This is a genomic window from Roseofilum acuticapitatum BLCC-M154, from assembly GCF_030068475.1.
In the GTDB taxonomy this organism is placed as follows: domain Bacteria; phylum Cyanobacteriota; class Cyanobacteriia; order Cyanobacteriales; family Desertifilaceae; genus Roseofilum; species Roseofilum acuticapitatum.
Window position 1 is genome coordinate 81,821 of record NZ_JAQOSP010000104.1, and the last position, 14,096, is coordinate 95,916.

Annotated in this window: 13 protein-coding genes; 7 read left to right on the forward strand and 6 right to left on the reverse strand. The window is 45.1% G+C overall.

All coding sequences use genetic code 11. The features are described from left to right. Positions 1-111 precede the first annotated feature (111 nt). The gene (locus PMG71_RS16220) at positions 112-1,158 is read left to right on the forward strand and encodes an adenosine deaminase (RefSeq protein ID WP_283754748.1); all 1,047 of its coding nucleotides are present in this window, start codon (positions 112-114) and stop codon (positions 1,156-1,158) included. Between the two features lie 325 nt (positions 1,159-1,483). On the opposite strand, the gene psb27 is transcribed toward PMG71_RS16220, so the two are convergent. The 5 genes from psb27 to pstS form a co-directional block, all read right to left on the reverse strand. After that, positions 1,484-1,882 carry a photosystem II protein Psb27 gene (gene psb27 / locus PMG71_RS16225; protein ID WP_283754749.1) on the reverse strand — a complete coding sequence of 133 codons (399 nt, stop codon included), beginning with the start codon at positions 1,880-1,882 and terminating at the stop codon, positions 1,484-1,486. Positions 1,883-1,985: 103 nt separating this feature from the next. Then, on the reverse strand, positions 1,986-2,804 hold the full coding sequence (gene pstB, locus PMG71_RS16230) for a phosphate ABC transporter ATP-binding protein PstB (RefSeq protein WP_283754750.1): 819 nt from the start codon (positions 2,802-2,804) through the stop codon (positions 1,986-1,988). 36 nt (positions 2,805-2,840) lie between these two features. Then, complete coding sequence (gene pstA, locus PMG71_RS16235; protein WP_283754751.1) at positions 2,841-3,737, reverse strand: phosphate ABC transporter permease PstA; 897 nt, start codon at positions 3,735-3,737, stop codon at positions 2,841-2,843. A 21-nt stretch (positions 3,738-3,758) separates the two neighbouring features. Further along, positions 3,759-4,709 (reverse strand): phosphate ABC transporter permease subunit PstC, encoded by a 951-nt coding sequence (gene pstC, locus PMG71_RS16240; RefSeq protein ID WP_283754752.1) that lies wholly within the window; start codon positions 4,707-4,709, stop codon positions 3,759-3,761. 90 nt (positions 4,710-4,799) lie between these two features. Further along, the gene (gene pstS, locus PMG71_RS16245) at positions 4,800-5,948 is read right to left on the reverse strand and encodes a phosphate ABC transporter substrate-binding protein PstS (RefSeq protein WP_283754753.1); all 1,149 of its coding nucleotides are present in this window, start codon (positions 5,946-5,948) and stop codon (positions 4,800-4,802) included. A gap of 731 nt (positions 5,949-6,679) precedes the next feature. Here pstS and PMG71_RS16250 point away from each other — a divergent pair. Further along, positions 6,680-9,397, forward strand: a complete 2,718-nt coding sequence (locus PMG71_RS16250) for a sensor domain-containing protein (protein ID WP_283754754.1) — start codon at positions 6,680-6,682, stop codon at positions 9,395-9,397. Here the strand turns inward: PMG71_RS16250 and PMG71_RS16255 are convergent. Continuing rightward, positions 9,389-10,372 (reverse strand): GntR family transcriptional regulator, encoded by a 984-nt coding sequence (locus PMG71_RS16255; RefSeq protein WP_283754755.1) that lies wholly within the window; start codon positions 10,370-10,372, stop codon positions 9,389-9,391. The two genes, PMG71_RS16250 and PMG71_RS16255, sit on opposite strands and share 9 nt — an antisense overlap. Positions 10,373-10,606: 234 nt before the next feature. On the opposite strand from PMG71_RS16255, the gene PMG71_RS16260 reads away from it, so the two are divergent. The 5 genes from PMG71_RS16260 to PMG71_RS16280 all read left to right on the forward strand — a co-directional run bounded on the left by PMG71_RS16260 (position 10,607) and on the right by PMG71_RS16280 (position 14,031). Further along, positions 10,607-10,885 (forward strand): hypothetical protein, encoded by a 279-nt coding sequence (locus tag PMG71_RS16260; protein WP_283754756.1) that lies wholly within the window; start codon positions 10,607-10,609, stop codon positions 10,883-10,885. Then, positions 10,882-11,298 (forward strand): type II toxin-antitoxin system VapC family toxin, encoded by a 417-nt coding sequence (locus PMG71_RS16265; protein ID WP_283754757.1) that lies wholly within the window; start codon positions 10,882-10,884, stop codon positions 11,296-11,298. The genes PMG71_RS16260 and PMG71_RS16265 overlap by 4 nt, the downstream gene beginning before the upstream one ends. Before the next feature lie 60 nt (positions 11,299-11,358). Next, a complete protein-coding gene (locus PMG71_RS16270; protein ID WP_283754758.1) occupies positions 11,359-12,108 on the forward strand; it encodes a dienelactone hydrolase family protein in 750 nt (249 codons plus the stop codon). A gap of 17 nt (positions 12,109-12,125) precedes the next feature. Further along, a complete protein-coding gene (locus PMG71_RS16275; protein WP_283754759.1) occupies positions 12,126-13,037 on the forward strand; it encodes a S1 RNA-binding domain-containing protein in 912 nt (303 codons plus the stop codon). 115 nt (positions 13,038-13,152) lie between these two features. Continuing rightward, positions 13,153-14,031 (forward strand): Tab2/Atab2 family RNA-binding protein, encoded by an 879-nt coding sequence (locus PMG71_RS16280; protein ID WP_283754760.1) that lies wholly within the window; start codon positions 13,153-13,155, stop codon positions 14,029-14,031. Positions 14,032-14,096: the final 65 nt, after the last annotated feature.

Genomic DNA, 14,096 nt, shown 5'->3' on the forward strand with positions numbered 1-14,096 from the left:
GGATATCCAAGAAATAAGTCCTGAAGGGTGCTGAACTGAATTTTGAACATTACCATAGGAGGTGAACGGTTTTTCTAGCCTATCGATCGCAAATTTTAAGAGGTTCTTCTTGTGGCTCTCTATGCTGAACTCCACCGACATTTAGGTGGTTCGGTTGTCCCTCGCATTCTTTGGCGCTACTTTCACCGTAGCGGCTCAGAATGGTCTGAGCAGTTTCCTGAGTATACTGAGTTTGAAGACTTCTATACTCGTCCTCGGACAACCTTAGATGAATATTTAGAACTCCATACCCTAGTGGAGAAAACACAAACCTTAGACACTTTGCCCTATTTTATTTATCGGTTGATTCGAGGGGCTTATGTGTTTGAAAATTTAGCCTATTTGGAATTGCGCTATACGCCTTACCTACGGACTCCAGAACAGGATAGCCAGAGCGATCGCATCGATCAAATGGCGGCCATTGTTGAAGCTGTAGGTAAAGCCAGCAAAAATCATAACTATAGTATTATTACCAGCCAGATTCTCTGTACCCATTCCCGTTTGCCAGATGAAGTCAACCGGGCGATTGTAGAATTGGCAGCACAAATGCCTGAGTATGTGTGTGGCATTGATATTGCCGGTGGAGATGCCCATTATGGCGATCGCCTCCCGGAACTCATTCAACTCTATGAATATGCCCGATCTTTGGGTATCAAAACTACTGGACACCTCTATGAAACCCGCGAGGGCTGTTATCCGGAACTATTGCCCTATCTGATGCGGATCGGCCATGGGATTCAAATTCCCCTCCACTATCCCCACCTCCTACCCCAACTGGCTCGGCAAGGGCAATGTCTAGAGGTTTGTCCTACGACTTACCTGAAAACTGGAACCCTAGAGGACTTACACGAACTGAAAATCGTCTTCGATCGCTGTTTTGAGGCTGGGGTAGACATTGCCATCTGTACGGATAATGCCGGACTTCATAATATGCGTCTCCCCTTTGAATACGAGAATTTACTCACCCTGGACATCATCGACTTTGAGCAATTGCAAGCCTGTCAAGATGCCTCCTTCCGCCATGCCTTTGCTTGGCCCTATCCTGAACATCCGGCTTCTTTATTAACCGGACTTTTGCAAAGCGAATCCAACCTTAATTTAACTCCAGCCTTAACCTAGGAGTAATGAGTTGAGTAATGAGTAATGAGTAATATCAAGTCCGGTTATTCATGTCCGCGAAAATGAGTAATATCAAGTCCGGTTATTCATGTCCGCGAAGCGGAAACACCATAATTAAAAATCTAGGGAGCGAGACGCTCCCACTCCAGTAATATCAAGGGATTCCAGGAGTGCGGGCATCTTGCCCGCTTCTCTTTTCCCATTTTCATGTCCGCTTGCGGAAACCAGACTTGATATAATAAGTAAAATTGGGTGTCTCTAGGGAAAAGCGGTTTACCCATTACCTATTCCCTATTACCCATTACCTATTACCCATTACCCGTCATTATGTTCCGCGCTTAAGGGCTGCTTCAACCTGGCGCAACTCCTGATCTATCCGATTTTTCAACTTCTCTGGAACTGGACGATTGGGATAGGAACTATAATGGCCGGCTAAACTATTGAGAGCGGTGCGGATGGTTGTAAACGAGGTTAAAGTAGACACGGACTTATCCCGACGATATCGAGAGGCATATTGATTAATCAACTCTCTTGCCTGACTTTGAGCTTCAGCCTTATTGGGAGCATCTTCAGGAAGCTCGATGGCTGCACGGAGGCTATCAACCATATTCAATGTATCTTGAGAATAGTTACCTGTAATCAAGGAAGGGGTGTTGGAACAGCCAACCAAACCCATGACTGCCACCAAAATCAGGGGTAGCAATCTGGCAAAAAATCGCTTCATAAGGATCATCAAAAACTGCATGATTGAGATTTACTCGTCAGATGATCCTATCGTGAATGGGGACGTTGGCGATCGTTGGGTAAGGATTAATTCATAATTAAATTTAGCCAAAGCGTCCGCTCACATACTGCTGAGTGGCTTCTTCTTGGGGATTTTGGAAAATATCTTCTGTGTTGTCATACTCGACTAAATAGCCAAATCGTTTCCCCCCTTCGATCGCCTTGGCATTGAAAAATGCGGTCATATCGGAGACACGGGAAGCTTGTTGCATATTGTGGGTAACAATCACAATGGTATAGTTTTCCTTCAGCTCATGGATCAGTTCCTCTACCTTCAGGGTAGAAATGGGGTCGAGAGAAGCACAAGGTTCATCCATCAATACCACATCCGGGTTAATGGCAACCGTGCGAGCGATACACAGGCGCTGTTGTTGTCCTCCAGAGAGGGCAAAGCCACTCTGATGCATTTTATCTTTTACTTCGTCCCACAGGGCAGCTTGACGGAGCGATCGCTCCACAATTTCATCAATATCTGCCTTGGATTTTGCCAACCCATTAATCCGCACCCCATAGGCAATATTGTCATAAATCGACTTGGGGAAAGGATTGGGTTTTTGGAACACCATCCCAATCCTGCGGCGCACTTCTACTGCATCAATATTCCTTTCATATAAACTTTGATCGTGGTATAAAATTCGCCCCTCTAACTTGAAAATGGGAATCAGATCGTTCAGGCGATTAAAGCATCTTAAAATTGTACTTTTCCCACATCCAGACGGGCCAATAAATGCCGTGACTCGGTTTTTGGGGATTTCTAGAGACACATCCCGAACCGCCTTAAAATCGCCGTAAAAAATACTTACATTGTCTGTTTTTAAGACGGTCTCGGTTCTATTGAGAATATTTGCATCTGAGCTTGACATAATATTTCCTCTGTTTTTGAATAAATTAATCAATTCTTAAAACTGACTTTGACGAGTGGCTAATCTGGCAATAATACTACTCAGGAGAACCAACAAGACTAAAACTAAAGAAGCTGCCCAGGCTAATTCTTGAAGCTTGAGATCGAAACTACTGGCAAAGTTGTAAACCAGCACGGCTAAGGAAGGGGTAGGAGCCATTAATCCTCTGGGCCAAAAATTGGAATTGAGCGCCGTAAATAGAAGGGGAGCCGTTTCTCCAGAAGCACGAGCTACGGCTAGGGTCACTCCGGTCAAAATCGCCGGGAGTGCTGCCGGTAAAACTACTTTGAGGACGGTTTGATAATTGGATGCTCCCACTCCAACGGAGGCCCAACGAATGTCTTGGGGCACAATTTGCAAGGCTTCATCGGTGGTACGAATGATCGTGGGGAGCATTAATACGGATAGGGCTACTCCTCCGGCTAAGGCGGAAAAGGTTCCTGTGGTTAAAACGACGAGACTATAAGCAAAGACCCCGGCAATAATGGAGGGAACCCCACTGAGGACATTAGTGGCAAACCGAATCCAGCGAGCGACTTCGCGAGCAAGTTGGCTACTAAAACTAAATTCAGACAGATAAACCGCCGCTAATACGCCAATGGGGACGGCAATGACGCTGGCAATGCCAACAGTAATAAAAGTTCCTACGATGGCGTTGGCGATTCCACCTCCGGTCTGTCCGGCTGCTGGCGGCAGTTGGGTGAACAGGGCTAAACTCAGACGCGAGCCGCCTTTAATCATCACATAGGTTAAGACGGCAAATAGGGGCAAGATAGTGAGTCCAATACAAATCCCAGAAAGTCCAGTCATTACTAGCTCAAAGATGGCTCTGGGACGGCTATTATCTCGGATTAGGCTCTGGGCGAGGGATTTAGATTCTGTGGAAGGGTTCATGATGATGGGGGAATGGGGGAATTACTCATATTTGGCTTTGACTTGGTTGACAATCCATTCTGCTAGTACATTGACGACTAGGGTGAGAATCATGAGAATTAAGCCGGCATACATGAGGGCGGAAACCTGGAGTCCGGAGGCTTCGGGGAATTGGTTGGCCATGAGGGAGGCGATGGTATTGCCGGGGGCTAAGATGGAGAGTCTCATTTGGTTGGAGTTGCCGATGAGCATGGTGGCGGCCATGGTTTCTCCCATGGCTCGACCGAGGGCTAACATGATGCCGCCGACGATGCCGGAGAAGGCAGCAGGAAGGAGGACGCGGATAATGGTCACCCATCGGGTTGCACCGAGACCAAGGGAGGCTTGACGTAGGTCTGGGGGTAGGCTGGCGAGGGAGTCGCGGGCGATCGCCGTAATAATGGGTAAAATCATAATCGAGAGGACTAAACCGGCCGGTAACATGCCTGGGCCAGCTAGAGGGGTGCTGAAGAGGGGAAACCAGCCAAAGTTGTCGTGCAAAAAGTCGCCCATCGGTTTAAGAATCGGAATGAGGACAAAAATACCCCATAGGCCGTAAACCACACTGGGGATAGCGGCCAGCAGTTCCACCAGAAAGACGAGAATGGTGCGGATATTGACGGGAATAAAGTCTTCACTGAGGAAAACGGCGGTTCCTAGACCCAAGGGTACGGCAATGAAGAGGGCAATGGCAGAACTGATCATGGTTCCATAGATCATGGGCCAAATGCCATATTGATCTTCGACGGGATTCCAGGCACTCTGAAACAGAAAGCCCAGATGAAATTCTTGTAGAGCAGGAATTGCCCGCCAACCCACGGTGAAGATAATAATGGTCAACAGAAGAGCAATGGAGAGGGCAAAAATTAAGGTGAGGCCGATAAAGCCTCGATCTAAGTTTTTTTCTAGACCAGAGCGCGATCGCCCCGATTCAGTTTTTGTGATAGAAACCATAAGAATAAGACGAATACTTGTAGAGTCTAGTTTAGGAGCAAGGGGGGGCCTTGCTCCCAGTGGCATAAGAGTCTTAAAACTCTTAAAACCCTATTTCACTTCGATGGTGTACTCTGGGCTAATGGCATCAGCCGCCATGGCTACCTTTTCGCGCACGTTATCGGGTAAGGGAATATAGCCCAAGTCTGAACTTATCATTTGTCCTTCATTGAGACCATATTCAATCATGGCTTCTACTGACTGGGCAATTTCTGGATCGTCGTATTGCTTATAAGCCAGCAGCCAAGTATAGGTGACAATGGGATAAGAATCTTCCCCTTCTGGGTTAGTGACAAATGCCCGCAGGTTTTCCGGTAATTCTACTGCTGCTAGGGCTTGAGAGGCGGCTTCATCGGTGGGGTAGATAAACTTACCCGCTTTATTTTCTAGGGCTGCCATATTCAAACCCGCGCTTTTGGCAAATCCTAGCTCTAGGTAACCAATCGCGCCTTCAGTTTGCCGGATTTGGGCGGCTACGCCATCATTTTTGGCTCCCCCAATGCCCACGGGCCATTCTACGGTTTTGCCTTCACCGACTTGGGTTTTCCATTCTTCGCTCATGGCGCTCAGGTTTTTGGTGAATACTCCTGTGGTTCCGCTACCATCTGAACGATAAACGACGGTGATATTGGTATCGGGAAGGGTGGCATCTGGGTTGGCTTCGGCAATTTTGGGGTCATTCCATTTGGTGATTTTCCCTAAGAGGATATCAATCATAACGGCTTGAGTTAAGTTCAGTTCATCGACACCAGGGAGGTTGTAAGCTAAGACCACACTACCAGCAGTCATGGGGAGCATCAAAACTCCTTTTTCAACTTTGGAGATTTCTTCATCCTTCATCGCCACATCACTGGCTCCAAAGTTCACCAGGTTTTGCATAAATCGTTCTACCCCAGCTCCACTACCAACGGACTGATAGTCCACTTGTAAATTAGGGGTGGCATTGCTGAAGTCTACGAACCAGCGTTGGTAAAGGGGAGCCGGAAAAGAGGCTCCAGCCCCAGTAAGACTGGTGTCGTTGGCTAGGGCGAGTTTGCTGGTTGATTTGGGAGCGGATGCTTCTTCTGTGTTGGATTCACCTGGGGTAGTGCTTCCCACTTGAGCGGTGTTGTCTCCTGCACAGGAGGATAAGGCTAGGGCAGTTAGGGCTGCGATCGACAGGGAAATGCTATTACGCTTGAAGTTAGAAAGAGAAAACATAGGATATACAAGTTTGAGATTAGGGCGATCTTCAGTGTACGAGAAGATGTTGATTGCAGGTTAACCTTTTATGGTGATTTTTTGGTTAAGAATAGGTAAACTAAATATTAAAAGATGGTTATTTTAGGGTAAATTAATGTATGGTTTTACGATCTATTTTGACCTATTCTACATTTTTTTTATTCATTTAAGTCGAGGATGATGTCTATCTCTTATACAAAGCTTTTACAGGTATACAAGATGAAAAGGATAAAAGCTAAATAGCAATAAAATCTATCGATCAAAACAGTCAGCTAAAATAGCTGTTAACCTGAGAAGTGATTGATCCCTACTTATAGTATCTGCAATCCTGTTCCTTTTTAAAGATGTATGTCTAATGTCTTAATCTAAAATAACAATAGAGTTTTATCTATGATTGACTAGGGATCGACCGACTCCGATCGCAAAGCTAGACTCAAAGAAACTTAAAAAGTTTGGGGATTTTTGTATCATTTGATATAATAGAGTCCAAAGGAGAATAAGAGGTAAAATGGTTTTGGGCCCATGGGTTTGAGGAAATTGGCAAATACTCCTTCTCTATTAGGCCAGAGCGCCAGAAAACCCTTACCCCTAAAGCTAGGAGGTCAATATAGTCAAGCCTCTTGTCTTGAGATCGAATTTGGGGTGGGATTGGATTTAGCTCAACTCTTTTGTTGCTTGAATCAAGAACCGGCATATTCTCCTGAAAAGGGTTGACTCAGCTAGAGTTGCCAGTTTTTGATGATTCACGTAAAAGTGCCATAGGGATTTTCGCAGTGCAGCAACATTTTAAGCCAATTCAGAAATCTACCCTAGAAACAAACAACTTTTGTTGGCAAGGGGGTCATATGATGTCTGTGCTACATCATCAGGAACGATTTTTTAATCTCTCCCTAGAATTGTTGTGTACGATTGATTTTCAGGGATATTTCAAAAGTATTAATCCTGCATGGGAGAGGATATTGGGATATCGTGCAGAAGAATTATTTGAACAGAATTTCCTGGAGTTCATCAATCCGCAAGACCAACAACAAACTCGCTTAGGGTTGGAGCAATTAATTTTAGGGCAATCGAGTGTTTATTTGGAAAATCGCTATCGTTGTCGCCATGGTTCCTATCGGTGGATTTCTTGGACTGCGGTTGTTTATGCAGATGAGGGTTTAATTTATGTTATGGGTCGGGATGTGACCCATCATAAGCAGGTAGAAACGGAACTGCACTCGCGTTTGCAGCAGCAGGCTGCGGTTTCAGAACTGAGTCAGCAGGCTTTAACGAATCAGAATTTAGATGCTTTGATGGAAAAGGCGGTGGAGTTGGTGAATGAGACGCTCTCGGTAGATTGTAGTGGGATTTTGGAGTTGTTGCCTAATCATCAGACCCTGTTGCTGAGGGCGGGGGTGGGTTGGCAAGCTGGATTGGTGGGTCAAGCGACGTTGAGCGCTCGCAGTAATTGTCATGCGGGGTATACCTTATCTCAAGGAAAACCGATTATTGTGGAGGATTTGCGGGTAGAAACTCGGTTTAGTGGTTCTCCTCTGTTGCATAATCATCGGGTGGTTTCGGGAGTGAGTACGATTATTGCGGGGATTCCGGGTTCTGAGGGGCCGTTTGGGGTGTTAAGTGTTTACACGATGGAGTGCCGCCAGTTTACTCAGGAGGATGTGTCTTTTTTACAGACGATCGCTAATGTGCTGACGAGTGTGATGACTCGTTTGCAAGCTCAAGAGCAGTTACATCTGATGGAGCGGGCGATCGCCTCTAGCAATAATGGGATTATTATTACGGATGCGACTCAGGCGGATAATCCGGTGGTTTATGTGAATCCGGCGTTTGAAGAAATTACTGGATATTTTTTCCATGAGGTGGTCGGTTGTAACTGTCGTTTTCTGCAAGGGCAGTACCGAGATCAAGTGGCTCTGGGGGAAATTCGCGAAGCCATGGAAGCAGCGACAGAATGCCGAGTTGTGCTGCAAAATGTGCGTAAAGATGGTCAGCCGTTTTGGAATGAGCTGCATATTTCTCCGGTGTTTAATATCCAGGGTCATCTCACCCACTTTATTGGGATTCAAAATGATATTAGCGATCGCAAAAAAGCAGAAGCAGAACTCGAACATAGTGCCTTTTACGATCATCTTACCAATCTTCCTAACCGTGCCCTATTAAGCGAATACCTACAACGGGCCATTGAACAGACCCATGAAGACCGAAACTATCACTTTGCGGTGCTGTTTCTCGATTTGGATGGCTTTAAGAAAGTTAATGATAGCCTGGGCCATGTGGTGGGAGACTTATTGTTAGTGGCGATCGCCCGTCGTTTAGAAAATTGTCTGCGTCCAAAGGATTTGCTGGCCCGACTGGGAGGGGATGAATTTACCATTTTCCTCCATAATATTCATACTCTCCAAGATGCCACCAAAGTCGCCCAACGAGTTTTAAGTAAACTCTCGCAACCCTTCAACCTCAACGGCCATGAAGTCTTTGCCAATACCAGCATCGGTATTACCTTAAGCACCATCGGATACGATCAACCCGATGATGTTCTCCGAGATGCAGACTTAGCCATGTACCAGGCCAAAACTGCCGGTAAAGGGCGCTATGCCGTTTTTAATACCTTACTCCATACCCAAGCTGTAACCCGACTGAAGCTCGAAACCGATCTCAGAGGAGCCATTGACCGGCAACAATTAGAAGTTTACTATCAACCGATCATTAACTTAAATAGCGGCCAACTCACCGGTTTTGAATCCCTCCTGCGCTGGCATCATCCCGAATGGGGGTTTGTTTCTCCGGCTGAGTTTATTCCCATTGCTGAAGAAACGGGGTTGATTTTACCCATAGGCACTTGGGTACTGGAGAAAGCCTGTGAACAATTACATCTTTGGAATCTTCAATTCCCCGATCGCTTCCCATTGACGATGAATGTGAATTTGTCAGTCAAACAATTTGCCCAAGCCGATCTAATTGAGCAAATCGATTGGATTCTGGAGCAAACGGAGATTGATGGAAAATATCTCAAACTGGAAATTACGGAAAGTGCAATTATTGATAACTCTAAAGTCGCTAATCTGATTTTTCAGCAACTGAAAGTGCGTCAAATTCGACTTTGCATTGATGATTTTGGTACAGGTTATTCTTCCTTAAGCTATCTGTATCGTTTTCCCGTACATACCCTAAAAATTGACCGCAGTTTTCTCAATAATCTAGAATATAAAGCTTCCTGCCAATATCGAGCAATTATTAAAGCGGTGATTGATTTAGGTCATACTTTGGATATGGATATTGTTGCTGAAGGGATTGAAAAAATTGAACAGCATCAACTGCTGAAACAATTGGGTTGTGAATATGGTCAGGGTTATTTTTACTCTAAACCGATGCCAGCAGAAGCAGTAACAGAATTATTAGCACACTCACCGGCTCAAGAATTAATCTAAGCCCAATTCTCGCTTCAGGCGATTAATTGAAGACTGATCGATATAACTATCGGTTTGAATTAATCGAGGGGGGCGAATAATATCTTCTCTAGCTGCTTGTAGAGCAGCTTTAACGGCATCATAGCTCGAAACATCACTGACTACATATTGAACGGTTTTAACCATGGCATTCAGTTTATAGCGATCGTCCCGATGGGCGGTCATGACTAATACATCATCTCCGCGCAAACTATGAATAATCACTTCTACAGCCCGTAAAATGCCCTGGGAGAGACTCACTACTCCGAAATAGGTTCCTTTGGGTAATCCTTTGACTAATTCGACTTCTGGGGCATAATCATAGATCTCTACGGGAACGACTCGTGCGGATTTGGGGGCGGCTATTTTTTCGGCATCGCCAAAGAAATAGCGACTGGTGACGACGGTGGCCGATCGCGTATGATTTAAGAGATCGTCTAATTCTTCTAGGGGAACCAACTGTACGGGAATATGCAGAGCTGCTTGTAACTCTTCCATCATCAGTTGTCCCACCCCGATATCGTTGGTGGGAGCGGTGACTAAAACCCTGGCACTGCAACGCAAACGCCAATCGATTTCGGCTAAGAAGAGTTCCCGCGCTTCATGGAGAGAGCAACCTTCTTGAATGAGCTGATTGACGCTATTTTGGACAATGGTTTGGGCTTGGGGATAGGTTTGTAAAAGTTGAGATTTATACTGGGCTAGAATTCCTTTTCCCTGCTGTCGGACGTAAATTCCTGAGCCAGCTTGAGCTTCAACGAGTCCGGTTTCTTCCAGTTGGCGATAGACTTTGCTAATGGTGTTGCGATGCAAACCGGTTTGCATGGCTAAAGCGCGTGTACTGGGCAGTTGGGAGCCAGGAGGGTATTGACCAGAGGCGATCGCAAAGCGTAATTGATTAAATAACTGATTAGAAGCCGGAATGTCACTATCTGCCTGAATCTGAAATTTGACCATATCCCCAGAGATACCCCCATAATGTCACTGATTTTTAGTATATAGCGCTTTCGGCGATCGTAGACAAGGCTATTGATCCGTAGAATCCCGTTATAGCTTTTATCGAATTAGTGAGGTAGAGTAGAACAGAAGAGTAAGAAACTAAAGAAGCCTTCAGTCAAGTTTCTAAGCCAGATCTTCATCACTGGCTTACACATTGTTGTTATTGTAGCCTACCGATTTGAGAAACGCTATATGAATATTGTCATTACTCTTAATTCAGAATTGGAAATATTACTTCATGCTAAAGCCACTCAACGAGGTCAAGATATTAATACTTTTGCATCTGAGTTATTAGCTCATGTTTTAGCTCAAGAAGAGCAAAGTTATCAAGTTCTAGAAAAGTCATCGTCTAGAACCAGGGTTGAAATGTTTAAGGATTTGTTTGATGACGAGGCATCCTTACCTCTCCACTTAGATTTAGATAACGATCGGGAGAAATGGGAATATCTAAAGGAAAAATATGATTTATGAAAGTCTTGCTCGATACTAACATTATTTTAGATTATGCTCTTGAACGATTCCCATTTTTCCAGGATAGTGAAGAGATTTTTATAGCGATTGAAAATCAGCAAGTAAGTGGGTATGTGTCTGCATCTACTCTTAGTGATTTATACTATATTATTCGTAAAAAGAAGGGAAAAGCATGGGCGATTGCCTTCGTGAGTCGTTTGGTTGATTTGTGTGAAGTTGCAAGATGCGATCGCCAAACCATTGACATAGCGATCAGCGCAAATTTTAATGATTTTGAAGATGGGATTCAATATGGTGCTGCCATAGTCAACCATTTAGATGCGATTATTACTCGAAATATTCAAGATTTCCCTGTTACTGATATTCAAATTATGACGAGCGATCGCCTGATAGAACAAATTAGCACTCTCTAAGACTTCAATTGTATCCTAATTTCCCTTAAAATCGGAAAGATGCAACGTTTTCCAGCAATTATGACCGATTTAACCATCCAATCTACCCCCGTACAAGTGCCCAATGGGGACTTACTCATTGATGCGTATCTGGCTGAACCCACGACACCGGGGCCCCATCCGGGGGTGGTGGTGGTACAGGAGATTTTTGGGGTCAATGAACATATTCGGGAGGTAACGGAGCGCATCGCCAAACAGGGTTATATTGCCATTGCTCCGGCCATCTATCAGCGTCTGGCTCCCGGTTTTGAAGCGGGTTATACCCCAGAGGATATTAAAATTGGGCGAGAATATAAGGTGAAAACTAAAGCGGATGAGCTGCTCAGTGATATTCAAGCGACTTTAGAGTATCTGAAAACGCGACCGAATGTAAAATCGGGAGGCTTTGGGGCGATCGGATTTTGCTTTGGCGGTCATGTGGTCTATTTAACGGCTATCCTCGATGAGATTAAAGCCACTGCTTCGTTCTATGGTGCGGGAATTGCCACCCTCACCCCAGGAGGAGGTGAACCCACCGTTACCCGCACCCCGGAAATTCAGGGAACCATGCACTGCTTTTTTGGCAATGAGGATGCCAGTATTCCTGCTGAGGAAGTCGAGCAAATTGAAGCGGCGTTAAGGGAGGCTCAGGTGGATCATCAGATTTTCCGATACGATGGAGCCGATCATGGGTTTTTCTGCGATCGCCGGTCTAGTTATAATGCAAAAGCTGCTACTGATGCCTGGGCTAAAGTGAAAGACTTATTTCACTCCCAACTTCAGGCCTCTTAATTTCTCAGATCCTAGTTATGAACCCTGAATCTAAACCCGCTTCTGAAACTCCCTCTTCTATTGGCTTTTCCCAAGATGACTTTGCCAAAGCCTTACAAGAGCATGACTATACCTTTCAAAAAGGACAAATGGTACGCGGTCGGGTGGCCGTCCATTCCCCAGAGGGAGCCTATATTGAAATTGGTGGCAAATCGACTGCCTTTGTCCCCCTACAAGAGGCAGCCTTAGAAACGGTAACCGATCTATCTACGGTTTTACCTCTGAATGAGGAATTAGATTTTCTGATTACTCGCGAACAAAACGAAGAGGGACAAGTAACCCTCTCCCGTCGTCAACTGCAAATCCAGCGCCTTTGGGATACCCTCTTAGATAAACAGGAAGAGCAACAAGCTCTGCAAGTTCGGGTCACCGGGAGCAATAAAGGGGGGGTGACGGTGGATGTGATGGGACTTAGGGGGTTTATACCGCGATCGCATCTGAATCGACGGGATAATATGAATACTCTTAAGGGGGAAACCTTGACGGTTAGCTTTCTGGAAGTGAACCCAGACACTCGTAAGTTGGTACTTTCTGAACGACTGGCCAGCCAAGCGACCACCTTTAATCAGTTGGAAGTGGGTCAACTGGTTGAAGGTAGAATTGCCAATATTAAACCCTTTGGTTTATTTGTGGATTTAGGCAATACCACCGGACTCATTCATATTAAGCAAATTAGCCAAAGCTATATTGAATCCCTCTCCAGTCAGTTTTCCATGGGTCAATCGATTAAAGCGATTATTATTAGTATTGATGAAGGGAAAGGACGGATTTCTTTGTCTACCCGTGTTTTGGAAAACTATCCTGGAGAAGTGTTGGAAAATATGGCTGAAGTGATAGCCAGCGCCGAGGCTCGTCGGGAACGGGCTGCTAAATCCTTGCAGAATAATTAGACTACTGATTTAGACTCAGGGGGAAAGGATATGAGACTCTAAAAGTCTCGATATTCCCTCTGCTCTTAGCTCAAGCAAAGCTCTACATTTGGAAATTTACCGGTTAGTTGATTACATGAAAACCATTTGGGAACTCGATTTTTACTCCCGCCCAATTCTGGATGAAAATAAGAAGAAAATTTGGGAAATTTTGATTTGTGAAACACCATCGTCAGTCGCCACTGACCCGGACAGTTTATTTCGGTATTCTCGGTTTTGCTCAAGTAGCAAAGTAAACTCAGGAGAATTAAGGGATGCGATATTAGAAGCGATGGAGCAATCCCAGAGTCGGCCCAATAAGATCCGCTTCTTTCGCAGGCAAATGAATAACATGATTGTCAAAGCTTGCAAGGATTTGGCTATTCCTTCTGCTCCCAGTCGCCGCACGTTAACTTTGTATCAGTGGATGCAGCAAAGGGAAAATGAAGTGTATCCCCAAGAAGCGGGTTATGATGCTAAGGCAGCTTCTTCTCCTTCTGTGCAATATGAATCGGCGATCGCCCAACCTCTTCCTGATGCTATCCTCGGTCAAAAATGGGCTTTAGTGAGCCTAGAAGCCCAAGCCTTTGCCGAAATGCCCGAATGGGAGATTGCTTTTCAAGAATCTTTTCCCTTAAGTCCCTTTGGATTATCCCAAACTACGCCTATTCCTGGTATCATCCTCTTCTCATCCCGTGCCGTTCCTATGGCGGGATGGATGTCTGGCTTAGAATTGGGTTGTGTCAAAGTGATGGAGAATCGAGAAGATAGAAGTAAAAATCCTCGATTATTGCTGGAAACGGGAGTCAATGAAAGTTGGATTTTGGCGAATTTGAATACGTCCCAGTTATTAAAAGAGGGAGAGAGTTTTGAACAAGCGAAAAAAAATTCTCAAGGGATTCATTTTCTCGCCATTCAAGCGAATCCAGAATCAGAATCTTTTGCCGGATTTTGGCTGATGCAAGATTTAAGTTGACGGTTAAGGATAGGATAAAACTCCCCTATCTCCCCATTCTCCCCCTCCCAAATTGCCAAGGGCTG

What these genes read in the sequence shown, in the direction of transcription:
- psb27 (WP_283754749.1), bottom strand. Translation starts at nt 1,882, where the DNA reads ATGAAGCGATTTTTTGCCAGATTGCTACCCCTGATTTTGGTGGCAGTC.
- pstB (WP_283754750.1), bottom strand. Translation starts at nt 2,804, where the DNA reads ATGTCAAGCTCAGATGCAAATATTCTCAATAGAACCGAGACCGTCTTA.
- pstA (WP_283754751.1), bottom strand. Translation starts at nt 3,737, where the DNA reads ATGAACCCTTCCACAGAATCTAAATCCCTCGCCCAGAGCCTAATCCGA.
- pstC (WP_283754752.1), bottom strand. Translation starts at nt 4,709, where the DNA reads ATGGTTTCTATCACAAAAACTGAATCGGGGCGATCGCGCTCTGGTCTA.
- pstS (WP_283754753.1), bottom strand. Translation starts at nt 5,948, where the DNA reads ATGTTTTCTCTTTCTAACTTCAAGCGTAATAGCATTTCCCTGTCGATC.
- PMG71_RS16255 (WP_283754755.1), bottom strand. Translation starts at nt 10,372, where the DNA reads ATGGTCAAATTTCAGATTCAGGCAGATAGTGACATTCCGGCTTCTAAT.
- PMG71_RS16260 (WP_283754756.1), top strand. Translation starts at nt 10,607, where the DNA reads ATGAATATTGTCATTACTCTTAATTCAGAATTGGAAATATTACTTCAT.
- PMG71_RS16265 (WP_283754757.1), top strand. Translation starts at nt 10,882, where the DNA reads ATGAAAGTCTTGCTCGATACTAACATTATTTTAGATTATGCTCTTGAA.
- PMG71_RS16270 (WP_283754758.1), top strand. Translation starts at nt 11,359, where the DNA reads ATGACCGATTTAACCATCCAATCTACCCCCGTACAAGTGCCCAATGGG.
- PMG71_RS16275 (WP_283754759.1), top strand. Translation starts at nt 12,126, where the DNA reads ATGAACCCTGAATCTAAACCCGCTTCTGAAACTCCCTCTTCTATTGGC.
- PMG71_RS16280 (WP_283754760.1), top strand. Translation starts at nt 13,153, where the DNA reads ATGAAAACCATTTGGGAACTCGATTTTTACTCCCGCCCAATTCTGGAT.